This window comes from Streptomyces sp. NBC_01142 (assembly GCF_026341125.1).
Classification (GTDB): Bacteria; Actinomycetota; Actinomycetes; order Streptomycetales; family Streptomycetaceae; genus Streptomyces.
Map to the genome: position 1 here is coordinate 328,160 of NZ_JAPEOR010000003.1, position 22,017 is coordinate 350,176.

The 22,017-nt window shown below is 69.0% G+C and carries 22 protein-coding genes and 1 pseudogene; 13 read left to right on the forward strand and 10 right to left on the reverse strand.

Annotated elements, in window-relative coordinates; all coding sequences use genetic code 11:
• Positions 1–27: 27 nt before the first annotated feature.
• Complete coding sequence (locus OG883_RS35615) at positions 28–483, reverse strand: nitroreductase family deazaflavin-dependent oxidoreductase (protein WP_266550546.1); 456 nt, start codon at positions 481–483, stop codon at positions 28–30.
• A gap of 126 nt (positions 484–609) precedes the next feature.
• Here OG883_RS35615 and OG883_RS35620 point away from each other — a divergent pair, with 126 nt between their 5' ends.
• The 3 genes from OG883_RS35620 to OG883_RS35630 are packed head-to-tail and all read left to right on the forward strand — an operon-like array spanning position 610 to position 3,375.
• Positions 610–1,419 (forward strand): TetR/AcrR family transcriptional regulator, encoded by an 810-nt coding sequence (locus OG883_RS35620; RefSeq protein WP_266550549.1) that lies wholly within the window; start codon positions 610–612, stop codon positions 1,417–1,419.
• A 58-nt stretch (positions 1,420–1,477) separates the two neighbouring features.
• The gene (locus tag OG883_RS35625; protein ID WP_266550552.1) at positions 1,478–2,713 is read left to right on the forward strand and encodes a sensor histidine kinase; all 1,236 of its coding nucleotides are present in this window, start codon (positions 1,478–1,480) and stop codon (positions 2,711–2,713) included.
• Positions 2,710–3,375: a response regulator transcription factor gene (locus OG883_RS35630; protein ID WP_266550555.1), complete on the forward strand. Its 666-nt coding sequence runs from the start codon at positions 2,710–2,712 to the stop codon at positions 3,373–3,375. The genes OG883_RS35625 and OG883_RS35630 overlap by 4 nt, the downstream gene beginning before the upstream one ends.
• On the opposite strand, the gene OG883_RS35635 is transcribed toward OG883_RS35630, so the two are convergent.
• Both OG883_RS35635 and OG883_RS35640 read right to left on the reverse strand, forming a co-directional pair.
• Positions 3,336–3,623, reverse strand: coding sequence for a DUF6332 family protein (locus OG883_RS35635; RefSeq protein WP_266550557.1), 288 nt, complete (start codon positions 3,621–3,623; stop codon positions 3,336–3,338). The genes OG883_RS35630 and OG883_RS35635 overlap by 40 nt on opposite strands.
• An 89-nt stretch (positions 3,624–3,712) precedes the next feature.
• Positions 3,713–5,197, reverse strand: a complete 1,485-nt coding sequence (locus tag OG883_RS35640; protein WP_266550559.1) for an MFS transporter — start codon at positions 5,195–5,197, stop codon at positions 3,713–3,715.
• Positions 5,198–5,284: 87 nt separating this feature from the next.
• Here OG883_RS35640 and OG883_RS35645 point away from each other — a divergent pair, with 87 nt between their 5' ends.
• Positions 5,285–5,698, forward strand: coding sequence for a MarR family winged helix-turn-helix transcriptional regulator (locus tag OG883_RS35645; protein WP_266550562.1), 414 nt, complete (start codon positions 5,285–5,287; stop codon positions 5,696–5,698).
• A 6-nt stretch (positions 5,699–5,704) separates the two neighbouring features.
• Here the strand turns inward: OG883_RS35645 and OG883_RS35650 are convergent, their stop codons facing one another.
• Positions 5,705–6,448 (reverse strand): maleylpyruvate isomerase family mycothiol-dependent enzyme, encoded by a 744-nt coding sequence (locus tag OG883_RS35650; protein ID WP_266550565.1) that lies wholly within the window; start codon positions 6,446–6,448, stop codon positions 5,705–5,707.
• Positions 6,430–7,788 (reverse strand): MFS transporter, encoded by a 1,359-nt coding sequence (locus OG883_RS35655; protein WP_266550568.1) that lies wholly within the window; start codon positions 7,786–7,788, stop codon positions 6,430–6,432. The genes OG883_RS35650 and OG883_RS35655 overlap by 19 nt, the downstream gene beginning before the upstream one ends.
• A 76-nt stretch (positions 7,789–7,864) precedes the next feature.
• Between OG883_RS35655 and OG883_RS35660 the strand changes: the two genes are divergently transcribed.
• Both OG883_RS35660 and OG883_RS35665 read left to right on the forward strand, forming a co-directional pair.
• The gene (locus OG883_RS35660; RefSeq protein WP_266550571.1) at positions 7,865–9,079 is read left to right on the forward strand and encodes an ROK family protein; all 1,215 of its coding nucleotides are present in this window, start codon (positions 7,865–7,867) and stop codon (positions 9,077–9,079) included.
• A 148-nt stretch (positions 9,080–9,227) separates the two neighbouring features.
• The gene (locus OG883_RS35665) at positions 9,228–10,085 is read left to right on the forward strand and encodes a YhjD/YihY/BrkB family envelope integrity protein (RefSeq protein WP_266550574.1); all 858 of its coding nucleotides are present in this window, start codon (positions 9,228–9,230) and stop codon (positions 10,083–10,085) included.
• Positions 10,086–10,155: 70 nt separating this feature from the next.
• On the opposite strand, the pseudogene OG883_RS35670 reads toward OG883_RS35665, so the two are convergent.
• Both OG883_RS35670 and OG883_RS35675 read right to left on the reverse strand, forming a co-directional pair.
• Positions 10,156–11,053, reverse strand: a pseudogene (locus tag OG883_RS35670) (phosphotriesterase); the annotation flags it as partial.
• Entirely contained in the window at positions 11,047–11,607 is a 561-nt protein-coding gene (locus OG883_RS35675; protein ID WP_266553111.1) for a DUF4865 family protein, read from the reverse strand. The pseudogene OG883_RS35670 and the gene OG883_RS35675, both read right to left, overlap by 7 nt.
• Before the next feature lie 37 nt (positions 11,608–11,644).
• On the opposite strand from OG883_RS35675, the gene OG883_RS35680 reads away from it, so the two are divergent.
• The gene (locus OG883_RS35680; RefSeq protein ID WP_266550577.1) at positions 11,645–13,138 is read left to right on the forward strand and encodes a recombinase family protein; all 1,494 of its coding nucleotides are present in this window, start codon (positions 11,645–11,647) and stop codon (positions 13,136–13,138) included.
• 60 nt (positions 13,139–13,198) lie between these two features.
• On the opposite strand, the gene OG883_RS35685 is transcribed toward OG883_RS35680, so the two are convergent.
• The gene (locus OG883_RS35685; protein WP_266550580.1) at positions 13,199–13,399 is read right to left on the reverse strand and encodes a hypothetical protein; all 201 of its coding nucleotides are present in this window, start codon (positions 13,397–13,399) and stop codon (positions 13,199–13,201) included.
• A 144-nt stretch (positions 13,400–13,543) separates the two neighbouring features.
• On the opposite strand from OG883_RS35685, the gene OG883_RS35690 reads away from it, so the two are divergent.
• Complete coding sequence (locus OG883_RS35690; RefSeq protein WP_266550583.1) at positions 13,544–14,224, forward strand: hypothetical protein; 681 nt, start codon at positions 13,544–13,546, stop codon at positions 14,222–14,224.
• 260 nt (positions 14,225–14,484) lie between these two features.
• Here OG883_RS35690 and OG883_RS35695 read toward each other — a convergent pair whose 3' ends face one another.
• A complete protein-coding gene (locus OG883_RS35695; protein WP_266550585.1) occupies positions 14,485–16,113 on the reverse strand; it encodes an ISAzo13 family transposase in 1,629 nt (542 codons plus the stop codon).
• A 100-nt stretch (positions 16,114–16,213) separates the two neighbouring features.
• Here OG883_RS35695 and OG883_RS35700 point away from each other — a divergent pair, with 100 nt between their 5' ends.
• From OG883_RS35700 to OG883_RS35710, 3 genes are all read left to right on the forward strand, one after another.
• Positions 16,214–16,981: a transposase gene (locus tag OG883_RS35700; protein ID WP_266534967.1), complete on the forward strand. Its 768-nt coding sequence runs from the start codon at positions 16,214–16,216 to the stop codon at positions 16,979–16,981.
• Positions 16,982–18,114: 1,133 nt separating this feature from the next.
• Positions 18,115–18,921, forward strand: coding sequence for a hypothetical protein (locus OG883_RS35705; protein ID WP_266550588.1), 807 nt, complete (start codon positions 18,115–18,117; stop codon positions 18,919–18,921).
• 13 nt (positions 18,922–18,934) lie between these two features.
• Positions 18,935–19,288: a hypothetical protein gene (locus tag OG883_RS35710; RefSeq protein ID WP_266550591.1), complete on the forward strand. Its 354-nt coding sequence runs from the start codon at positions 18,935–18,937 to the stop codon at positions 19,286–19,288.
• A gap of 82 nt (positions 19,289–19,370) precedes the next feature.
• Here the strand turns inward: OG883_RS35710 and OG883_RS35715 are convergent, their stop codons facing one another.
• Entirely contained in the window at positions 19,371–19,583 is a 213-nt protein-coding gene (locus OG883_RS35715) for a hypothetical protein (RefSeq protein ID WP_266550594.1), read from the reverse strand.
• 295 nt (positions 19,584–19,878) lie between these two features.
• Between OG883_RS35715 and OG883_RS35720 the strand changes: the two genes are divergently transcribed.
• Together OG883_RS35720 and OG883_RS35725 are read left to right on the forward strand one after the other, a co-directional pair.
• Entirely contained in the window at positions 19,879–20,229 is a 351-nt protein-coding gene (locus tag OG883_RS35720; protein ID WP_266550597.1) for a hypothetical protein, read from the forward strand.
• Between the two features lie 644 nt (positions 20,230–20,873).
• The gene (locus OG883_RS35725; protein ID WP_266540984.1) at positions 20,874–21,986 is read left to right on the forward strand and encodes an IS630 family transposase; all 1,113 of its coding nucleotides are present in this window, start codon (positions 20,874–20,876) and stop codon (positions 21,984–21,986) included.
• Positions 21,987–22,017: the final 31 nt, after the last annotated feature.

Genomic DNA, 22,017 nt, shown 5'->3' on the forward strand with positions numbered 1-22,017 from the left:
TGTGCAGTGCCGCGTCCCTGTGCAGAGTCACTTCACCGTGATCCGGAAGACCGGGTGCTTGGGAGCGACGGCGCGCAGCTCCTCGTCGGAGGAGTCGGGGCCGACGCCGCCGAAGAACACGCCGACCTCGGCCTTCCAGCGCTTGAGGTAGATGCGCAGCAGGGTGGGCTTGTCGTCGTCCGCCACCTCCTCGGCGGTGAACACCTGGACGTGCTTGCCCAGATGCAGTTCACCGCCGCCCGCGGCGCGCATGTTGTGGGTCCACTGGACATGGCCGCGCGGGGCCACCAGGTACTGCTCTCCGTTCACCGTGAGCAGGTTGACGGGGGTGCGCCGCCATTCGCCGCTCTTGCGGCCTCGTACGGCGAGGACTCGGGAGCCCCAGACGCTGATGCCGCGCCGGGTCATCCATGCGACGGCTCGGTTGATGACATTGACGGTGATCCAGCCGGGCTTCATGACGTGTGCGGACAGCTCGGACATCGGGACTCCTTCGAAACTGTGAGCACTGCTCTCGCTTGAGAGCAGTGTGTACGAAAATGGTGATCCAAAGCAAGAGCACTGCTCTCATTTCAGTGCAGCGCTCTGAAAAGTGGCACACTGTCTCCCATGAGCACAGTCCGAGGGGCCAGGGAACGGGCCCGTATCGAAGTCACCGCGGCAATCAAGGACGAGGCCCGCAAGCAGCTCGCGGCCGAGGGCGCCGCGAAGCTGTCCCTGCGCGCCGTCGCCCGCGAACTGGGGATGGTCTCCTCCGCCCTCTACCGCTACTTCCCCAGCCGCGACGACTTGCTGACCGCCCTGATCGTCGACGCCTACGACTCGGTCGGCACGGCCGCCGAGACCGCACTCGCGAAAGCAGACGCCGGAGCTCGGCTCGCAGAAGCAGACGCCGTAGCTGAGACCGAAACGGAAACCGAAGCCGAGACCGCCGCCGGCCCCGGTGCGACGGCCCGCCCGGCCCGCCACCTCGCCCGCTGGATCGCCCTCTGCTCGGCGGTACGCACCTGGGCCCTCGCCCACCCCCATGAGTACGCACTGATCTACGGCTCCCCGGTCCCGGGCTACACCGCGCCCCAGGACACCATCGGCCCCGCCTCTCGCGTCGGACTCGCGCTGATCTCCGTCGCCCGCGACGCCCACCGCGCGGACGGCATTGCGCTCCCCCCGCTCGCCGACGGACTGCGCCCCGAAGCACGCCGGCTCGCCGCCGACCTCGCTCCCGATCTGCCGCCCGCGGTCGTCGTGGCCCTGGTCGCCGCCTGGTCCCAGCTCTTCGGGCTGATCTCCTTCGAGCTCTTCGGCCAGTTCAACCGCGTGGTCGAGGAACGCGACGCCTTCTTCGCCCACTCCGCGGCCCGGCTCGCACACGAGGTCGGACTGCGTGGCGACCCCGGCGGCGTACTGCACAGGGAGTAGGCGTGATCGCCACGCCCGGCTGACGCCTGCGTTCCCGGGCCCGGTCTAGCGTGGCGGTATGGAAGAGCAGCGCGCCCGCAGATGTGGTGGTCCCCCCTGGGCCCGGGGCGGCGGACCACCGCTGATGCGGCTGTGGGAGGCGCGGCGCAACGCCGCCACGGTGCCCTGGCCCTCGACCCTCGCCCTGGCGGTGTTCGTCATGGTGGGGACCGGGTTCGCCGCGAAGGGGCAGGCGGCGACCAGCAGTCCGCTCGATGCTTTCGCGCGCGTACTGCTGCTTGCGGGCCCGGCGTTTCTTCTGCTGCGCAACCGACGGCCCGTCGTCGCGGTCTTCGGTGTCGCCGCGACGGCGCTGCTCTATCTGGCCGGGGGGTATCCCCACGGGCCGATCTTCATCACTGTCGCCGTGGGCTGCTTCGCCGCGGTCGTCTCCGGACACCGGAAGGCCGCCTGGTGGGCGCTCGGCGGCCTCTGGGCGGGGCATCTGCTGATCGCCCACTGGCTCTACGCCTACCTGCCACCCGGCACGGACGACGCCGCCCCCTGGGGGGAGGAGGTGGTGATCGCCGCGTGGGTGGTGGCGATCCTCGCCGGGTCGGAGCTCGTACGCATCCGGCGCGAGGTCTGGGCCCGGGAGCGCGCCGAGCGGGCCGCCTCGGAGAAGCGCCGCGCCGACGAGGAGCGGCTGCGGATCGCCCGCGAGCTGCACGATGTCCTCGCCCACTCCATTTCGGTCATCAACGTCCAGGCGGGCGTGGGTCTCGCCCTGCTCGACAACGATCCCGAACAGGCACGCACCGCGCTCACCACCATCAAGGCGGCGAGCAAGGAGGCCCTCGGCGAGGTCCGGCAGGTCCTCGACACACTGCGTACGCAGGGCGACGCTCCCCGCGCGCCCGCTCCCGGTCTCGACCGCCTTCCCGAACTCGTCGAACAGGCCGCGAGTACCGGCCTGAGCGTCGAGACCGAGACGGCGGGCGAGCGCGTGCCCCTCCCGCCGGGCGCCGATCTCGCCGCCTTCCGGATCGTCCAGGAGGCCCTGACCAATGTCGTACGCCACTCGGGCTCGCGCACCGCGCGGGTACGGATCGCGTACGCGCCCGGCCGCCTCGAACTCCGTATCGACGACGAAGGCCCGGCCACCGGCTCGGACGCGGGCGGCAGCGGCAACGGGCTGGCCGGAATGCGGGAGCGGGCCGCCGCTCTCGGTGGCACGATCGAGGCGGGTCCGCGACCGGACGGCGGCTTCCGGGTACGGGCCGACCTCCCTGTGCGGCCGAAGGAGACGATGTGATCCGCGTACTGCTCGCCGACGATCAGCTGCTGGTCAGGGCAGGCTTCAGAGCGCTGCTCGACGCCCAGCAGGACATCGGGGTCACGGGCGAGGCCGCCGACGGCGAGGAAGCGGTGCGTCTGGTGCACGAACTGCGCCCCGACGTCGTGCTGATGGACATCCGTATGCCGCTGCTCGACGGTCTCGCGGCCACCCGCCGGATCACCGAGGACGAGCGGCTGAACGGTGTGAAGGTGGTCATGCTCACCACCTTCGAGCTCGACGAATACGTCTTCGAGGCGATCCGCTCCGGTGCCTCCGGCTTCCTGGTGAAGGACACCGAGCCGGAGGAACTGCTGCGTGCGGTACGGGCGGTGGTGGAAGGGGACGCGCTGCTGTCGCCGGGAGTGACCCGCCGTCTCATCGCCGAGTTCGCGGCCCGCTCCAAGGCGCCCGCGGACGCCGACGGTCTGGGCGCACTCACCGAACGGGAGCGGGAGGTGATGGCCCTGGTCGGCATCGGCCTGTCCAACGAGGAGATCGCCCGCCGACTGGTCGTCAGCCCGCTCACCGCCAAGACACATGTGAGCCGCACGATGGTGAAGCTCGGAGCCCGCGACCGGGCCCAACTGGTGGTACTGGCCTATGAGTCGGGGCTGGTACGGCCGGGCTGGCTCGGCTGAGCCGGCGGCCGGGGGGACGTACCGGAGAAGCGCCACAGCACGGTCACCACGCGTACGACGAAGGTGACGGCCGCTGCCGCACAGCCCGCGACGAGCAGTCCGCGCTCGGCGGCGTACGGCAGAGCGAACATCAGCTTCGGTCCCGCGATCACCCCGAAGACCAGGGCCGCGACGAGGACCGCGCTCAGCAGCGCGTACCCGATCTCGACCGTCATGGCGTCCCGGTCCGCCTGCGTACGTCTGCCCATGTCCGAAGTGTCACAGGGGCGGCGGCCGACGGGCAAGAGCTCCGCGTCGGCCGCCGCCCCGCCGCGAAGCGGGGTGTGCAGGGGGTGTATCAGTCGTGCACCGCCACGCGCTCGGGCTCGTCCGCGTTCTCCTGGAGGGACTTGACGACCACGACGCTCTGCGTGGTGCCACGGCGCGTACGCAGACCGGTCAGCGTGATGAGCAGTCCGGCTACGGCGACGGCCGTCACCACGACCAGCCCGGGCCGGAAGCTGTCCAGCACCTCCTGCGGAGAGCCCGCCTCACCGCCTGCCGTGATCACCGCGGTGACGACAGCGAGGAAGATCGCCCCGCCGACCTGGATCGAGGTGTTCAGCAGGCCGGAGACCATGCCCTGTTCGTGGTCCTCCACGCCATTGGTGGCCTGGATGTTGAGCGAGGGGAAGACCAGTGCGCAGGCGGCGCCGATGAGCAGCATCGAGGGCAGGATCACCGCGGCATAGCTCGGTGCGAGGTCGATCCGGAGGAAGAGCGCGTACCCGATGACCAGCAGGGTGAGGCCGGTGGCTATCACGCGGGGTGTGCCGAACCGGTCCACGACCGAGCCGATCTTCGTCGAGGAGAGCGCCACCAGCGCACCCGCCGGAAGGAAGGCCAGCGCCGTCTGCAACGCCGACCAGCCGAGCAGGGACTGCATGTACTGCGTGACGAGGAACTGGAAACCGACGTACGAGCCGAAGAAGGTGGCGGCACCGAGGTTGGCCCGGATCTGGCTGCCCGAGCGCAGCACCCCCAGCCGGATCAGCGGGTGCGAGCTGCGCCGTTCGATCGCGACGAAGACGGTCAGCAGTGCGGCGACGGCGAGGAAGGACAGCAGGGTGCGCGCCGAGGCCCAGCCCGCCTCGGGGGCCTGCACGACGGTGAAGACGAGCAGCAGCATCGAGGCCGTGCCGGTGACGGCGCCCGGCACGTCGTATCCCTTTCCGGCGCCGTCGCGGCTGCTCCGCGGGATCAGCTTGATTCCGGCCACGAGCGCGATCAGGGCGACAGGCGCGGGCAGCAGCATCGTCAGGCGCCAGCTCACCTCGGTGAGCAGTCCGGACAGGACCAGGCCCATGGAGAAGCCGGTGGCGGCGCAGGTGGTGTAGATGGCCAGCGCGCGGTTGCGCTGGGGGCCTTCCTTGAAGGTGGTGGTGATGATGGAGAGCCCCGCCGGCGCGGTGAACGCGGCACTCAGCCCCTTGATGAAGCGGCTGGCGATCAGCAGCGGTCCGGAGTCGACGAGCCCGCCGAGCAGGGAGGCGAGCGCGAAGACGGCGAGCGCGATCAGGAAGACCCGGCGGCGGCCGAGCAGGTCGGCCGCGCGGCCTCCGAGCAGCAGCAGACCGCCGTATCCGAGGATGTAGCCGCTGACGATCCACTGCAGGCTCGCGGTGGACAGGTCGAGATCGGTGGCGATCGAGGGCAGGGCGACGCCGACCATCGAGACGTCGAGGGCGTCGAGGAACATCGCGGCGCAGAGCACGAGCAGGGTGCCCCACAGCCGCGGGCTCCAACGCTCCTGCGGTACGGGGACGTTGAGCGGAGAGATCATGAGGAGGACAGTACATGCATGCGCATTGACTGCAAGTGCATTTAATTCCGGTGCAACAAAGTGAGTGATTTCTGCTAACGTGCGCCCATGGCAGCGAAGAAGTCCGAGCGAGCGCTCGCGGAGGAGTGGCGCGATGTCCTCGCGCTGCATGCCCGTACGATCTGCGAGCTCGACCGCGCGCTGCATCAGCACGGGCTGGGCGCCAGTGACTTCGAGGTCCTGGACGTGCTCGCCGAGGAGTCGTCGGACGGCGGCGGCTGTGCGTACCGCGTCCAGGAGCTTGCGGCCCGGGTCCATCTCAGTCAGAGCGCCCTGTCACGCCTGGTCGCGCGGCTGGAAAAGGACGGTCTGGTGACGCGCGCGATGTGCAGTGAGGACCGGCGGGGTGTACGGGTCGTGCTCACCGATGCCGGACGGGCCCGCCATGCCGACGTGCTGCCGCTGCAGCGCGCGGTGCTCTCCCGGATGCTGCCGGACCCGTCCTCCCCGCCGTCCGTGTAAGAGGGCCTACGACCAGGTGATGGCGGACTGCTCGCGCCACAGCTGCGCAAGCTCCGCGTCGCCGGTGACGGACGCGGCCGTGAGCGGCAGCCGGTTCCAGAGCGCCAGATAGAGCTGCTCGGCCGTTCCGCTCAACTCGCAGTCCGCAGGCCCCTCTTCGGTGCGCTCCGTCTGTGCGGGCTCCGTCGAGAGTCGTACGGTCCATACGTCGTCCGTGTCGATGGCCCGTACGCGAAGGATGCGCACCTCCTTCGTCCGCACCCGGCTCTTGGGGCGGGCGTGGAAGGCGCACAGCAGCTCGTCGATGCCGTCCGCGGCGAAGGCCGCGGCGACCGTTCCCGGTTTCCCGGCGAGCGCCGACTCGGCGTCCGCCCGGTGGATGGAGGTCTCGTGCGCCTGCCGCCGTGCCCAGAACGCGAGCGGTGAGGGCGCAGGCAGGAAGGTCCAGCACTCCACATCCGCCGGTGCCTCGCTCAGCGCGGCCACCAGGAGACCGTGCCCCTCCCTGAACCACTCCAGCAGCTCGTCCCCGTCGAGATCGGGCTCGCCCGCGCCGGGATGGAAGGAGGTGTGACCCTCGTTCACGAAGGCCGTCGCCCAGCGGTGGACCGTGCCCGTGTGGCGCAGCAGGTCACGTACGTTCCAGCCGGGGCAGGTCGGTACGGCCGCTTCCGGGCCCGCCTCGGAGGCGGCCGTGGCCAGCAACTGGCCCTCGCGCACGAGGGCCTTGATCAGCCCAGCGGTCTCCATGCGGGTGATTGTGCCAGTGGGGACCGGTCTGCGGCAGATCCGTCGTACGGACACAGCGGCGCAGCGGGTGCCCCTTCGATGGTCACCTCCGACGGGTCCGGGAGGCCCGAGTACGGCTCATCAGCCGTACGGGGCACCGAGGCGTTCCGTGCCCCGTATCCGATCAGCGCCGCACCGGCCGCGAGAGCCGCCACCGTCGTCAGTGCGGCCGGCAGTGAGAACCAGTCGGCGAGGAACCCGATCGCGGGCGGTCCGAGGAGCATCCCGCCGTAGCCGAGCGTGGACGCGGCCGCGACCCCACCGGGTCCGGCGAGTGCTCCCGCCCTGGCCACCGCCACCGGGAAGATGTTCGCCAGACCCAGGCCGGTCACGGCGAAGCCCAGCAGCGTGAGCCACGCGGTGGGCGCGAGGGCGCCGAGCAGCATGCCGGCCGCCGCCGTCGTCCCGCCCGCGACAAGAGTGCGGGTCTGGCCGAGCCGCTCCAGCAGGGTCGTACCGGTGAGCCTCCCGGCCGTCATGGCCAGCGCGAACAGCGAGTAGCCGGCGGCGGCGACGCCCGGATGGGCATGCAGATCCTGTTCGAGGTGGAGCGCGCCCCAGTCGGCCATCGCTCCTTCCCCGTACGCCGTGCAGAGCGCGATCACGCCGAAGAGCACGACGAGCCGGCGGGTGCGGCCCTGAAGGCGGCGCGGCCGGGGCTCCCACGTCCTCTTTTCGGCGCCGGGCGCCGGGTGGCGGAGCAGGGCGGGCCCCGCGGCGGCGGTGACCAGCAGGCCGACACCGGTGAGGGTCAGCAGATGCACGGTGGGGGACAGGCCGCCCGCGACCAGCCCGCCGAGGCCCGCGCCGATCATTCCGCCGAGGCTGAACGCCGCGTGGAAGCTCGGCATCACGGGCCGCCGCATGGCCCCGACGAGATCGACCGCGGCGCTGTTCATGGCGACATTGATCCCGCCGTACGCGGCCCCGAACACCAGCAGCACCAGCCCGAGGGCGAGCGCCGAATGCGTCAGCGGCGGGAGCGCGATGCTCAGCGACAGCAGTACGCCGCTGGCGACCGTCACCGGGTGGCTGCCGAAGCGGCGGCAGAGACGGCCGGTGAGCGTCATCGTCACCACGGCGCCTGCCGACACCCCGAGCAGGGCGAGGCCCAGGTCGCTCGCCGAGGAGCCGGTCTGCTGCTTGATGGCGGGGATGCGGACGACCCAGCCGGCGAAGAGAAAGCCGTCGAGGGCGAAGAAGATGGTCAGGGCGGCGCGGAGGCGGGCCAGGGGGAGTGCGGCGGTGTTTCCGCCCGGTCCCCCCGGTGCGGCCGTCCGTAGTTTGTTTAGTAGCGGCACAAACTCACCATAGAGGCCGGAACCCGATCCGTACAAGGCGGCTGACCCGCCTCCGGATCATGGGAGACTCGCCTCCATGGACGGCAAGGCGACGACGACCCGGGCGAGGCTGGACAGAGGCCGCAGCGCGCTCGGCCCTGGACTGGAACTGGTGCACACCGGCCGCGCGCCCACCCGGGCCGTACTCACCGCGGAACTCGGCGTCACCCGCGCCACCGCAGGCGCCGTGGCCGCCGAACTCGAAGCACTCGGACTGATCAGGGTCGACTCCCGGCCGGGCGCGGCCGCCGGCTCCCAAGGTCGCCCCTCGCACCGTCTCGCCGTCGACGACACAGGCCCCGTCGTCCTCGCCGCGCAGGTGCACGCCGACGGATTCCGGGCAGCGCTCGTCGCACTCGGCGGCCGGACCGTCGCCACCGCGCCCGGCTGCGTCACGGTCTCCGCCGACCCTGCCCAGGTACTCGGCGAGGTCGTCGAGGCGGGCGCGGCCCTGCTGCGGGAGAGCGGGCGGCGGTGCGTGGGCGCGGGCCTCGCCGTACCCTCCGCCGTCGCCGAACCGGAAGGCACCGCACTCAACCCGCTCCACCTGGCCTGGCCGGCCGGGGCCCCCGTCCGGGACATCTTCGCCGACCGGGTCCGGGCCGCGGGGATCCAAGGCCCCGCCTTCACCGGCAACGATGTCAACCTCGCCGCGCTGGCCGAGCACCGCCACGGCGCGGGCCGCGGCGCGCAACACCTGCTCTGCGTCGCCACCGGGCACCGCGGTGTCGGCGGCGCGCTCGTCCTCGACGGCCGTCTGCACACCGGCAGTTCGGGCCTCGCGCTCGAGGTCGGCCATCTCACCGTCAACCCCGAAGGCCGCCCCTGCCACTGCGGCAGCCGTGGCTGCCTCGACGTCGAGGCCGACCCGCTCGCCTTCCTCACGGCCGCCCGCCGTGATCCGGGCCCCGAGGTCTCCCTGCTCCAGCAGTCGAGGGATCTGCTGCGCACGGAGTACGACGACCCGGCCGTGCGGAACGCCTGCGAGGAGCTCATCGACCGGCTGGGTCTGGGACTGGCCGGGCTGGTCAACATCCTCAACCCCGACCGCATCATCCTCGGCGGGCTGCACCGCGAGCTGCTCGATGCGGATCCCGAGCGGCTGCGTGCCGTGGTGGCCGACCGCAGTCTGTGGGGGCGCAGCGGCGGCGTACCGATCCTGGCCTGCGCACTCGACCACAACAGCCTGGTGGGAGCGGCGGAGCTGGCGTGGCAGCCGGTCCTCGACGACCCCCTCGGCGCGCTCAGCTGACCCGGGCGGAGGCGGGGAGGCGGGGGAGGGCTTCCCCGAGCGGCGGCGTGGCGCAGCGTGACCGGCGCAAGCGTCAGGGCGCCGCACGGACACCCGTCCGGGGGCACGAGGGAAGCCTCGCGGTGCACTAACGGGTAGTCGATCACATATGACCCAGAAGCCTTCCGGCGAGGCGCCCACCGCGCACCGGCTCCAGCGCCTGCAGAGCAGGTTTCTCGCCTCCCCCGTCGGGCTCGGCTGGGAACGCGGCCGCGAGATCGAGTTGATGCACCGCGCCATGGGTTTTGCCGCACTCGGCTTTCTGACACTCGTCCCGCTGCTGATCGTCGTGGCGGCGGCCGACCCGGCCAGCGGGCAGGGCTTCGCGCGATGGCTGAGCCAGGCGCTGGGAGTCTCGGAGTCCTCGCAGGAAGAGGTCGAGCGGCTGTTCGGCATGCCGGGGCAGGCGCTTCAGCGTACGACGGCCTTCGGCCTCGCCGCGCTCACCGTCTTCGGCCTGACCTTCGGATCGGTGGTGCAGACCGGCTACGAGAAGGTCTGGGACCTGCCGACGGCCCGCTGGCACACCATGTGGCGGCATGTCGTCTGGCTCGCTCTGCTCATCTTCTCGCTGGTGCTCTTCGTCAACACGGCACCCGTTCCGTCCGACCCCGCGTGGAGGGCGCTCCTCGGCGCCCTGGGCGACCTGATCGGCACGTTCCTGTTCTTCTGGTTCTCCCAGCGACTGCTGCTCGGCGGGCGGGTCCGCTGGCGGGCGCTGGTGCCGGGGGCCGTGACGACCGCCGTGTGCATGCTCGGGCTGCGGGTCTTCTCCCAGCTGGTCTTCTCACCGCTGATCGCGTCGAACACCATCACGTACGGCCCGTTCGGGACCGTGCTGGTGATTCAGTCCTGGCTGGTCGGCGTCGGGGTGGTCGTCTACGGCGGCGCGCTCGTGGGCCGTCTCATCCACGAGGAGCGCACCGCCCGCCGGCTTCAGCGGGAGGCGGAGCAGGCGGAGGAGTAGAACGCGGAACAGCAGAACGCGGAACTGGCGAAACTGGCGGAACAGCAGAACCTCGCACGGCCCGGTCCCAGTCGACGGCGCAGGCGAGGGCCGGGTTCCCGACCAGTATCCGGTCCATGAGCTCTTTGCCCAGAGTGAGTTCGAGGCCCGGGCGGAGCCTGCGCAGCGGATACGGCATACCAGGGGTCTCCGGCGTCGTCGTGTCCCCGCCCAGCAGCAGCTGACCGCCGAAGCCGGCGTCCGCGAGCGCGGCAAGTGTCCCGGGCAGCCGCCAGTCAGTGGTGTGGTGTGCCCGCGACGGGCCGTCGAAGGCGAGATACGCACCTGTCGCGGCGGCCTCCCGCTGGACCACCGGATCCGGGGAACGCCCGAGATGTCCGAGGATCACGCGCTGCGGCGGAACCCCGAACTCCCCGCAGAGCAGATCCAGCACGTCATATGCCCCCGTGCCCAGTTCCAGGTGGACGGCGAGGGGTGCGCCCGTGCGGTGATGGGCAGCGGCCGCAGCCGTCAGAGTGAGGCGGGCATGCGTGTCGATGCCGTGGAAGGTGCCCGCGACCTTGACGATCCCGGCCCGGACGCCCGACTCGCCGATGCCCTCGGTCAGTTCGGCGACGAAGAGCTCGGCGGGGCCGCGGTCGCGCAGCCGGCGGATCAGCTCCTCGTCGTAGTGGACCGACTGATGCAGTCCGGTCGCGGCCACCAACCTGGACACCGGACGACCGCGACAGGGACGCGAGGGCACCGGCCTGCCGTCCCATCCCGTACGGAGTCCACTGGACCACCGTCCGCCCGCCCAGCTCCCCGAAGGCGTGCAACCGGGCCGCCGCGGCCTCCGGATCGTCCAGTTCCTGCCCCGGCAGCCGCGGACTGCGCAGAAAGAGATGGTCGTGGGCGTCGCAGACTCCCAGCCAGCCCGCAGGTACGCCGCCGAGGATCGTCCGGACCGTGCGTACGCCGCTCACCACTGCCTGCCCCGGCGGAGCCCCGCGTGCTGCGGGGCCGAGAGGTGGAGCACCTCGTAGCGGTCGCCGACCTCCTTGGGAGCGTCGTGCGCCCAGAGCGAGAAATACAGCAGCTCCCAGTGGTGCGGGTCGACGGCGAGTGCCGCGGACACCACGCCGTCGAGGCGCGCGAGCCGTTCGGTCTCCCGTACCGCCTCCTCGATCAGGGGGGCGAGCGGAGTCGGCTGGGGAATGCGCTGACGGCGCCGTACGGCGGTGCGCGGCGCAGCGCCGTACGCCGGGCCGTCCTCGTACGAGAGCCCCGTCCAGTGCCGCACCTCGGGCCGCCCGAAGTCGTCGACGAGTCTCTGGAATCCGGGGCCCCAGAGGAAGGAGTTCATGCCCTCGGGCGTCGCCCACAGATACAGCGGCGCGTACTGGTTCACGGGGGAGTCCCCGCCGCGCTCGCGTATCAGATAGGCCTTGAGACCGAGGCCCGGGAAGTCGTCGAGCAGCTGCCCCTTCGTCGCCACTCGTTCACGGATGATCCCCATGTCGTAGTCGGCGGGCAGAGTCAGCTGGACACTACGTCATACTGCTGGCAGGGGAGGCCGCATGACACAGGAGATTGATCTCTACCTTCGCAAGTCGAAGATCACACGAGCACGGGACAAGGCGCTGACGTTCCGCGCTCAGGAGAGCCGTGGGCGCCGATGGGCGGAGGAACACGACTACACCGTACGCAAGGTGTGGTCCGACAACTTGAGCGCGTACAGCGACACCACCCGCCCGGAGTTCGACAAGGCGATTTCAGCGCTTGCGGCCGACGAAGTGCCAGCCCTGTGGAGCTACGCCCTGGACCGGTTTTCACGGAAGGGTGCGGGATCGGTCCTCCCGCTATTGGACTCCGGAAAGCGCCTTATCTTCGACTACGAGCGCCTGGATTCCGCGGAGCCAAGGGACCGGAAACAGATCATCAACCGGGCGGAGGAGGCCCGGGAATACTCGGAACTCCTCTCTCATCGCGTTCTCGACACTAAGGCGCAGCAGCGTGAAGAGGGAGCGTGGCTGGGCGCGGCCCCCTACGGTTTCGAGATCGACGACCCAGACACGCGAAAGCTGAAGCACGGCAAGACGTGGTCGGTCATCCTGCGCATCTTCAGGGAGACGGCACAGGGGAAGTCCGGCCGAACTATTTCGATGGGCCTGACCGCTGACAAGGTCCCTGCCGCGAACGGCGGTCAGTGGGCTGGCTCCTCAGTGCACCGGATTGTTCAGAGCCCGGTGTACGAGGGCTGGCAGTCGGTGACGCTCGTCAAGGGCGGCCGGTCAATCGCTTACCGCAATGGACGGGGCGAGAGAGTGTCCGTTCTTGCGGAAGGAGTGGAGCCGGTGCCGCCTGCCCTTGTCAAGGCTGCGCGTCTGGCGGTGGCGGGGCACTCTGTCGTCGCTCCGGAATACCGCAGCCGTAAGCCGAAGCACCTACTGACGGGGTTGCTGACATGTGACGGGTGCAAGGGCAGTGGGTCGGCCATCCACGGGAGGTCGTACCGGTGTTACAGGTACACGGTGGGGCAACCATGCCCTAACCCCGCGTCGGTAATGCGGTCGCTGCTGGAGGAGTACGTCTACGGCGAGTGGCTTGCCGCGATTACTGCCGCGCGGGTCGGCGACGCAAGCCCGCTCATGGTGGCCGTCGCGGAGCGTTGGGTGGCCCTGACGAAGCCGGAGGAGACGACAGAGCACCGGGAAGCGCTGGCGGCTGTCAAGGCTGCGGATCGGGCGCTGGAACAACTGGCCATGGATCGCAGGGCCGGCGTCTACGACGGCGCGATGGGTCGATTCTTTCCGCGGCTCGTCCAGGAGGCGGAGGCGGATCTAGCCGCAGCCTCCGAACGCGTTGCGGAGTTCGGCGGTCCCGTAGATCTGAGCATCTTCGACGAGCCGGAGACGCTCAGCGGCGCGTGGCAAGCAGCAGACGACGACCTGCGCCGGGACTTGATTCGCCTTGCGGTCGACCGCGTGACCATCACGCGCGGTGGGCGGGGGCGACCGTTCATCGGGGACGAGCGCTGCCTGATCAAGTGGGCGGAGCCAGCCCCGCAGTGACGCTTCTGAACAGCAGAACGGCCCCCATAGCATCGACGGGGGCCGTTCTGCTGTGCTGCTTCACTCGGCTGGTGGCGTACTCCACGGCCCTGCCGACGGTCGCTCTGGGAGCTTCACGCCGGGACGCCGGCAGTAGTACGCCACGAACCGCCGTAGGACGTCGGAGCGGTCGGTGTCGTCGGGGACGGCTTCACCGAACGCGCTCCATAGTTCGGCGTCGATGCGGAAGCGGCTGGCAGGCGTCTTCGGCTGGTTGGGCATGAGACGACCGTAGCAGAGGTGTGGACACACCCTCGGAGTTGCGCGTAAGGTGTGGACACACCCCGGGGTTCCTTCCCGGGAACAGCACAACCCCGCGTCAACTTGGCGGAAGAGCGGGGTTGTGTCCTACATGAGGAGACTCCAGTGTACGCAACCATCACCATCCCCGGCGTCGACATCCTCACCCTCACCCCTGCGCAGCTTGACGGCATTGCCTGCGTCGTCTGCGAAGGGGAGGACGGCGCGATGGTCCCCGTCGGCACGGTCGACGGCTGCCAGGTGTTCGCTCACGTCGGGTGCGCGGAGAGGCCGACGACGAACACGGGCCCCGTCCTCATCGTCGGCGCCTGCCAGAGCGACGCGGAGCGTTCGGATCTCTACGCCTTCGCCTTCGACGTCACGGATCAGCTCTGCCGGCCGACCGTCGTTGCCACGCATGACCACTTCGACGTCAGGCAGTTCGCTGCAGTCGTCGTCTACGGGCCGTCGCTGGAGGACGAGCAGCCCGCCCCCATGGACCCGTACGCGGCCGTCCTGGAGGCGGAGGCGCACGCCTACGGCGTTCCCGTCGTCGCACCGCAGAGCGTCCACCTGACGGCCGCGTGCGATGCCTGCGCGCAGGTGCAGACAATCGCCACGGCTCGCAACGAGTGCGGAGAGGTGTTCTGCGTCGACTGCCGCGGAGAGTCGGCAGGGTGTGCATGGTGCTTCGAGGACGAGCCGACGGAGCCTCTCGCGGTCGACGGGGGTTGGGCGCTGATGTGCTCCGGCTGCGCGGTGACGGCGCACGCGACGTCGACGAGCCGGATCCTCGCTGCCGCGTAGCTCACTCGCTGTAACGAAAGGCTCGCTGCCCTCTCTGGGTAGCGAGCCTTCGGCGTTCCTGGCGTCGTCGTCGGGCGCGTCAGTTTGGCACTCGCTCGGGGCTGTCGTCGTGAAGCGGACGATCCTCCTCCGCGCCTATTGCCCCATTCGGGCGATACGCACCATGTAAGGGTGGGTCAGACTGGTCAAACGGCCTTGAAGTTTGTCGCCCCCTGACCTGCGATGATGTCCGTTTGGTCAAACTAAGGGCTTGCAGATCATTAACACGTCGTCTTGATCTTGTTGCTGGGCTCGCCGGTTTGGGCGAGGACCCGAGCTCGGAGGGCCGCGAGGACGACGGGTGGTGTCGTCGCGGGTGGGATGACGATGCCGTGTGCCTCGAGCAGTCTCCTGTTCTTCAGGAGGGTGCGGTGCATCGCGGTGCGGCTGCTGCCGAATAGTACGGCGAGAGGTTCCGCGGCCAGGGCGACCCGCAGATGGAGCACGGTGGCCAGGACCTGTTCGGGGAAGGCGAGCCGGGGCGGACGGCCGCGCCGGGCATCGCCGTCGGGGGCCAAGGTTCCTGTGAGGGCGTCCAGTTGTTGCCGGGACATGCCGGTCAGGGCGGGATCGGACAGCAGGGCCTGCTCCCACTGCGGGGCCGGTGCCTGCGGAGCCCGGGCCGCCGGGACGGCAGGGCAGGGCTGCGGGTGCAGGGCATAGTTCCAGTCGCCATGGAATGCGTGCCGGGTCAGCGGCAGTGCCGCCATCTGGGCGTCACCGATGCGGACTCCGGTGGGATAGGTGTTGGTGTCGAGTGCGGCTCTCACGCGCAGCCCGGTGCGGGTGGTGGTCGCAGCGATGGACTGGACGATGACTTCGTGGCTGGTCAGCGGGCGGCCGCGCCAGTTCATGGTGATGTGCGAGAAGAGCCGGTGTTCGATCTTGTTCCACTTCGATGTGCCCGGCGGCAGATGACACACGGTGATGGTCAGTCCCGTTTCGGCAGCGAGCCGGGCCAGTTGCAGTTTCCAGGCTCGGGTGCGGTAGCCGTTGGAGCCGCCCGCGTCAGCGGTGATCAGCAGTCGTGCCGCCTGCGGGTAGGCAGCCCGGCCCTGGCCGTGCCACCAGCGGCGGATCGACTCGACCGCGAACGCGGCGGTGTCGTGATCGGTGCCGACGTTGACCCAGCCGGTGTCCGCCGCCAGATCGTAGATCCCGTAGGGGACGGCCTTGCCCAGCTGCGGGTCGGCGAAGTCATGCACGTTCACCGGCACCGGCTCACCCGACGGCCGCCACTGGCGGCCGTTGTTCTTGAACTCGCCGACGAGCTCTTTCTTCTTGGTATCCACGCTGATGACCGGCTGGCCGGCGTCCCGGTGCTCGCGGGCCTGCTCGTTGAGATAGCGGAACTGGGCATCCCGGTCCGGGTGCTGGCTGCCCTCGATTGTCTTGGCATTGGCCTGCAGGCTGAGCCCCTCCTCCCGCAGCAGGTTGGCGACGGTGTCGGCACTGACGCGGTGCCCGGCTCGGGTCAGCTCCCGCGCAAGCGTGCGGGTGGACTTCACCGTCCACCGCAGCGGCGACATCGGGTCACCCCGCACATCCGGCTCAACCAGCGCCAACAGTGCCGGCCGCAGCCCTGGATTCAGATCCGCGACCCGCTTGCGGCCCCCGCCTGGCCGCCGCACCCGCCCCAGAGGCTCCTCACCCGCCTCCAGCTCGAACACGCCCTTGCGGACCGTCGTCTCGCTGACCGCAGCGGCCTGTGCCACCGCCCGGACACCGCCGTGCCCCAGGCCCCGGGCCTCCGCAGCCATCAACAACCGCCGCTGCCGCTCGTCCAGCTGCGGGAGCAACACCGCGAACTTCACGGCGAGTTGGTCACGAGTCTCATCCGGGATGCGCATACCACACCAACGAGCCTCAGGGCGGGAAGCAACACCTTGATTCCCTGCAAGCCCTAAGACTTGTCCCGTAACTGCTGGTCACGGGTGAGATGATCTTCGGGTGTCTGGTGTGATCACGGCGTCGGAGCCGTCCTGGATAGCCCCGTTCACCGGGCTGAGCCCGCGTTCCTTCGGCAGGTTGGTGACCGCACTGCGCCGCGAAGGTGCAGATCCGGTCCGTAAGGGCCGCCCGTGGGGACTTCCGCTGGAGGACCGGGTTCTGCTCGTCGCGGCCTACTGGCGCACGAACCTGACAATGCGCCAACTCGCTCCGCTCTTCGGTGTATCGAAGTCCGCGGCGGACCGCATCATCGACCACCTCGGCCCGTCGCTGGCGCTCCAGCCCCGCAAACGGTTCCGCAAGGACACCGTGCTCATCGTGGACGGCACCCTGGTGCCCACCCGCGACCACAGCATCGCCGAGCAGTCCAAGAACTACCGGTACTCCACGAACCACCAGGTCGTCATCGACGCCGATACCCGCCTGGTCGTCGTGGTCGGCCGGCCCTTGCCCGGCAACCGCAACGACTGCAGGGCGTGGGAGGAGTCCGGCGCGAAGGCCGCCGTCGGCAAGGCCATGACGATCGCCGACGGCGGCTATCCGGGCACCGGACTCGTCATGCCACACCGTCGGCGCAAAGGTGAAGAACTGCCTGACTGGAAGCAGGCCCACAACAAGTCCCACAAACAGGTTCGCGCCCGCGTGGAGCACGTTTTTGCCCGCATGAAGACCTGGAAGATCCTCCGCGACTGCCGCCTCAAGGGCGATGGCGTCCACCACGCCATGCTCGGAATCGCCCGCCTCCACAACCTCAACCTCGCCGGATAGGCGGGCGGCCGGACCGGCCACCAGCCACGCCCGCACCCACCCAAGATCGTTTACGGGACAAGCCTTAGACCCCCATCTCAACTTCTCTCTAAACACGTTAAGAAGAGCTGAAAATAGGGGCTCAGTTTGTCGGTTTGGCTCCCGCTGGTCCGTCGATGTCGAAGAGGCCCCGCGCGGAGGCTGCGGAGGGGTGTCGACGAGGAGAGGCCCGAGACGGCCACTGAGCGCCGTTCTCGCACGCTGGAGGCGCGTTCGGGTCTCTCGGGTGCCCAGATGGATTCTAGGCCCCTGGAAGGGCCTTCACGGGCTTCGGCCGTCTGCTAACGTCCGCCGGTTACGGAGAGTGCGGAGGCGGCTCGTCGAAGTGGGTGAATGTCGCTTGTGGGGAAGCCCGGCGCGCTGGCGTGTCTCGCATCGCAAGATGAACATGACGGTTCTATAACAGGATGGGGCGCAAAAGCCGCATCTTCTCGATTTCGCGTCTTCGCCCCCACATAACCCTATCGAAGGCAGTTTGACGGAGCCGACGATTTGCGCGGCTCCTCCTCCCTTCGTTAGCTGCGCCGCCCGCTACCTCTCCGGGCCTGGCGCATAGCCCCGCGACGTGGAGCCGTCCCGTTGAGTCTGCGTACTCTCCTCCGTGCACTCCGGTGACGCGCTCCGTCGCGGGGCTTCAATCTTCAAGCGCTGCCCTTCGGGGCGGCGCTTTTTTCGTGACGTCAACAGACAGGAAGCCAGGATAAGGAGCAAGCGCCATGCGCGACGTCGAATCACGGCCAGTCCGCCCCTGCCGCAAATGCCGTCGGGTGCTGCCGCGGACAGTGGTCTGGTATCACAGGGACGCTATGTGCAGCGACGGTCTAAAGCGCGCTTGTAGATCGTGCCTGAACGCGGCCGAGCGGAAGCGGTACGAGGCGCAGGCTGAGGACGTTCTTCAGCGCAAGCGAGAGCAACGAATTGAGCGCGCTGCGTACTTTGAGACGCTGCCCCAATGGAAGGCCGCCTGACAACCGTACAGAGCTTTTCCCTTCAGGCCCTTGCCGACGTGGCAGGGGCCTTCTTCATGCCCGAAACCCGAGAGGCAACCAATGCGAGACCACTCCAATCCCGAATACCGCGCAGCGTGGGCGAAGGTGACCGACGTCGTCCACGCGGAGACGCAGCTCCGCAAGTTGGAGGCGCGCCGGCGGGCACTGGGCGACGTTCTGAGTCCCGACCTGGCGCGGCGGAAGGTCGTCGACGATGCGGTAACGGCGGTGCGCGCCGGCGGTGAGTTCCCCAGCGACATCGGGAAGCGCGCGGCTGACGCCTACCGGGACGCGCTGGAGGGGGAGTCGGAGGCTCTGGCGCTCCGTACGGCAGCGGACAGTCTCCGGTACCACCTGGAATACCTGAAGACCACGGACGGCGCGGAGCTGGCGCTCGAAGCGCTAGGGAAGCGTCTCGCGGACTTCCTGGCTGATGTCAAGCGCGCTGCCGTCGACCTGAAGGACGCACGCTCTGCGGAGCGGGCCATCGAAGTCGGAGGCAAGGCTCCGGAGGCGTGGCGGCTGCTGACGTCGATGCTCGGCACCTTCCGCAACATCAGGGCCGCGCAGTTCGACATTCTGAAGCCCTTGGGGGAGGGGCAGCGACTCCAGAATCTGCGCGAGGCTGGCCACTTCGAGGTGGCCGGACTTCAGCGTGACGGCGTTCCGGGGGACATCCTCCGCGCGATGACGTCGGGACACTACGACGTGGCGTACGTGATCTACATCGCCAACCTTGGCACCGCGTGGATCCCGCGGAGCTTCGACGAGTTGGAGGCGGAGGACGTCGTCGACGTCGGCGTCCCCGATGACTCAGTCATTGACTACACCCCCCGCGTGACACACGTTCCCGAGCCCTCTGCACCGAAGCGAACCGGATTCGAGCGCACCCCAGACATTCGACTGAAGTAGAGAGGCCATCGACATGGCAGAAGCAACCCCCGAGCAGCTTTCCGCAGGCGAACCGCACGGGCTGACGCCAGAGCTTTGCGCTCGTCTGCGCGGCGAGACTCCCGACGAACTGAGCGCGGACGCGGAGGCGTTCGTCGAAGCGTGGGGCACCCCCGCGCCGCCGCCTGCCCTGCCGCCCCGTGTGGGTGGACCGCGGGGCGGCGACGTCGGAAGCGGGAACGCGAGGGGCACGGTAGGCGCCGGCGCGGCCCTGTATCGCGAGAGGCAGGGCATCGACGAGGACGGTAAGCGTCCCGAGCGCAAGCCCATCCCGTCCCGCGGGGGCAACCCCTTCGCCACCCGCACCTACACCCTGGAGAGCAAGTGAGCTCGACGCCATCGCAGCTATCAGCCAGGGATGACCAAGCTTGCCCCCGCGGCTCGTGTCGCGGGGGCGGGGGCTGGGGGCTTCACTTCCTGCGCCAGAACGCGAACGCCCTAAGGGCGTTGCCCACTTCGGCAATGACGGCTGCTCTGTCCGCGCCCTTGACGTCACGGACACCGATGTGGAGTGCCCAGATGAACGTCCCGCAGAGGGCGAAGACGACGAGAACGACGGCCGCAAGCACCCCAGCAAAGGCGTACGGAGACACAGCAAGAACGTCAACAAGAGAGACAGACATCGAAACGGACCCTTCGCCTTCACGACGGAGGCCCTGGAAAAGGGCACACTCCGTTGCGGTCGTGTGACTGCAAGCTTCGCGGCGATCCCGGTCCGGGATTCGCGTCCACATGGGTCCGCCCGTGGTGGCGTCCGGGATGAAACCCGGTGCAGTAAAGGATCTTACACGACAACCGCCCCTGAAGGAAAGACGGTTGTCATCAGAGAGACAAAAGGAGGGCGCCATGGTTGCCCCTGGACCGCGCAGAGACCCCACCCGTCCGCATAGCCGCGCCAACCGGGGACAGTCACGATCCATGGCGTCAGGCCCGATCGTGCTGCCGCTGGCCGGCTGCGATCTTCCCGTCCCGGACATGCCGTCAGGGCGCCCCTGGACGGAGGCGGAGCGGACCATGTGGGCGGACCTGTGGGGAAGCCCGCAGGCGACGCAGTGGAACGACAGCTACGTCCCCATCGTCGCTCTGTACGTGCGCGTGGTGTGCGACTCGCTGACGGGTCGCGTCACTGCAGGGCTGGCGCAGGAAGCGCGCCACCTTGCCGACCATCTTGGCCTGTCCCCCGCAGGGTTGAAGACGCTGGGCTGGGTCATCGAGAGCGTGGACACCACGACGGGTGTGCTTCACGCATTGCCCGGTGGTGCAGCGTGAGCGCACGCAGGCGTGCACAGCTAGCCCTACTCGCCCAGGGTGCCCCACAGGGTGGCAGTGGGCGGTACTCGTGCCCGCCCGAGCTGCGTGCACCATGCGTCGCGTGGGATTGGCTCCGCTCCGACGAGGTGACGAGCGTTGAGACACAAGGCATGCACGCAATCGCATTGATCACAGCGTGGCGACGATGGCAGGAGGCGCGACGCACTTACGCCGCTGACATCGGCATGACGGAGCGGGACGCGTGCGGACCGGGCAGCCGGCCGACGCTGGGCTGACGTCGCACCCACTTTGACCTGCGACGATACCCACCCGGTGCACCCCAACCGCCGACCTTCCCGACCGTAAGAGTGCTGGGCGACGCGGTCCGGCAAGCGGTTAGAGGTCGACTCTGGAGCCCCTCAGAGGCCCGTCAGGGGCCGTTCTGCGGGGCTTTCGACGCCGGAGACGTCTCGAATGGCCTCCGCAACGCCGCCAGGGCGGGAGGTCGGAGCGTCATTCCGGCTCGTTGTAACGGTAGAGAACGCGCAGGTCAGAGAGTCAGAAGCGTGACATTCATAGTCTGCAGTCCCGGGCAATCGCTCGGGACTTTGCCATTTCATTACCTAGTGTCTCGTGATTCCGTCAGCGTTACTTGATCTTGTATGGCAGGGTCTTCTGGTGTGGAGCTCTCCGTGGAACAGGCCGCCGAGTTGCGGGAGTTGGTGAACAGTCGGGATGTTCCTGCGGACATGGCAACGCGGGGCCGGATCGTGCTGTGGTCGAGTGAGGGGCGTCGGCGCAAGGACATTGCCGAGCTGCTCGGGGTGTCGCTGCCGACCGTGGACCGCTGGAAGATCCGCTATGCCGAGCAGGGCCTGGCCGGGCTGGAAGGTGAGCGTCCTGGTGGCGCGCGGGAGCAGGTGCCGGCGCGGGTGCGGGCCCGGGTGATTGCGCTGACGCGCATGACGCCGCCGGACCGTACGGGGCTTTCGCACTGGTCCACGCGGGAGTTGGCGAAGTATCTGGAGCGGGCCGAGAACATCACCGTGTCCTGGCACTACATTGCGCGCGTCTGGCGGGAGGAGAGCCTGAAGCCGCACCGGTTGGGTACCTTCAAGATTTCCAAAGACCCCGCGTTCGCGGAGAAAGTGGCCGATGTGATCGGCCTGTATCTGGCTCCGCCGGGTGGCGCGGTGGTCCTCTCGATCGACGAGAAGACGCAGATCCAGGCTCTGGACCGGACCCAGCCGGTGCTGCCGGTCGCCTTCGCGGCGAGCGAGCAGCGCACCGCCGACTACGTCCGGCACGGCACCACGAACCTGTTCGCCGCCCTGAACGTGACCACCGGTGAAGTGCTCGGCGAGTGCAGGCCGACCCGGAACGGCAAGGATTTCCTGGCCTTCTTGAAGAAGGCGGTGAAACCGTACGCCGGGAAGGACATCCATGTCGTCCTGGACAACCTCTCGACGCACACCACACCCGAGGTCAAGGAGTGGCTGGTCAAGAACCGGCAAGTCCACTTCCATTTCACTCCCGTCGGTTCTTCGTGGCTGAACCAGATCGAGATCTGGTTCGGAATCCTCACCCGGCAATCCATCCGCCGCGGCACGTTCTCCAGCGTCAACGTCCTGATCAAACAGATCCGCGACTACATCAACTCCTGGAACACGACAGCGAAACCGTTCACCTGGACCGCGACCTCCGGCGAGGTCCTCGCGAAGGTCCGACTCGTCGCGACCAACGTGAAGAAACTCGTCAATAACAACTCGAACTGACATGAACAGAATCACGAGACACTAGGAGGAG

What these genes read in the sequence shown, in the direction of transcription:
- OG883_RS35615 (WP_266550546.1), bottom strand. Translation starts at nt 483, where the DNA reads ATGTCCGAGCTGTCCGCACACGTCATGAAGCCCGGCTGGATCACCGTC.
- OG883_RS35620 (WP_266550549.1), top strand. Translation starts at nt 610, where the DNA reads ATGAGCACAGTCCGAGGGGCCAGGGAACGGGCCCGTATCGAAGTCACC.
- OG883_RS35625 (WP_266550552.1), top strand. Translation starts at nt 1,478, where the DNA reads ATGGAAGAGCAGCGCGCCCGCAGATGTGGTGGTCCCCCCTGGGCCCGG.
- OG883_RS35635 (WP_266550557.1), bottom strand. Translation starts at nt 3,623, where the DNA reads ATGGGCAGACGTACGCAGGCGGACCGGGACGCCATGACGGTCGAGATC.
- OG883_RS35640 (WP_266550559.1), bottom strand. Translation starts at nt 5,197, where the DNA reads ATGATCTCTCCGCTCAACGTCCCCGTACCGCAGGAGCGTTGGAGCCCG.
- OG883_RS35645 (WP_266550562.1), top strand. Translation starts at nt 5,285, where the DNA reads ATGGCAGCGAAGAAGTCCGAGCGAGCGCTCGCGGAGGAGTGGCGCGAT.
- OG883_RS35650 (WP_266550565.1), bottom strand. Translation starts at nt 6,448, where the DNA reads ATGGAGACCGCTGGGCTGATCAAGGCCCTCGTGCGCGAGGGCCAGTTG.
- OG883_RS35660 (WP_266550571.1), top strand. Translation starts at nt 7,865, where the DNA reads ATGGACGGCAAGGCGACGACGACCCGGGCGAGGCTGGACAGAGGCCGC.
- OG883_RS35665 (WP_266550574.1), top strand. Translation starts at nt 9,228, where the DNA reads ATGACCCAGAAGCCTTCCGGCGAGGCGCCCACCGCGCACCGGCTCCAG.
- OG883_RS35680 (WP_266550577.1), top strand. Translation starts at nt 11,645, where the DNA reads ATGACACAGGAGATTGATCTCTACCTTCGCAAGTCGAAGATCACACGA.
- OG883_RS35685 (WP_266550580.1), bottom strand. Translation starts at nt 13,399, where the DNA reads ATGCCCAACCAGCCGAAGACGCCTGCCAGCCGCTTCCGCATCGACGCC.
- OG883_RS35695 (WP_266550585.1), bottom strand. Translation starts at nt 16,113, where the DNA reads ATGCGCATCCCGGATGAGACTCGTGACCAACTCGCCGTGAAGTTCGCG.
- OG883_RS35710 (WP_266550591.1), top strand. Translation starts at nt 18,935, where the DNA reads ATGGCAGAAGCAACCCCCGAGCAGCTTTCCGCAGGCGAACCGCACGGG.
- OG883_RS35715 (WP_266550594.1), bottom strand. Translation starts at nt 19,583, where the DNA reads ATGTCTGTCTCTCTTGTTGACGTTCTTGCTGTGTCTCCGTACGCCTTT.
- OG883_RS35720 (WP_266550597.1), top strand. Translation starts at nt 19,879, where the DNA reads ATGGCGTCAGGCCCGATCGTGCTGCCGCTGGCCGGCTGCGATCTTCCC.
- OG883_RS35725 (WP_266540984.1), top strand. Translation starts at nt 20,874, where the DNA reads ATGGCAGGGTCTTCTGGTGTGGAGCTCTCCGTGGAACAGGCCGCCGAG.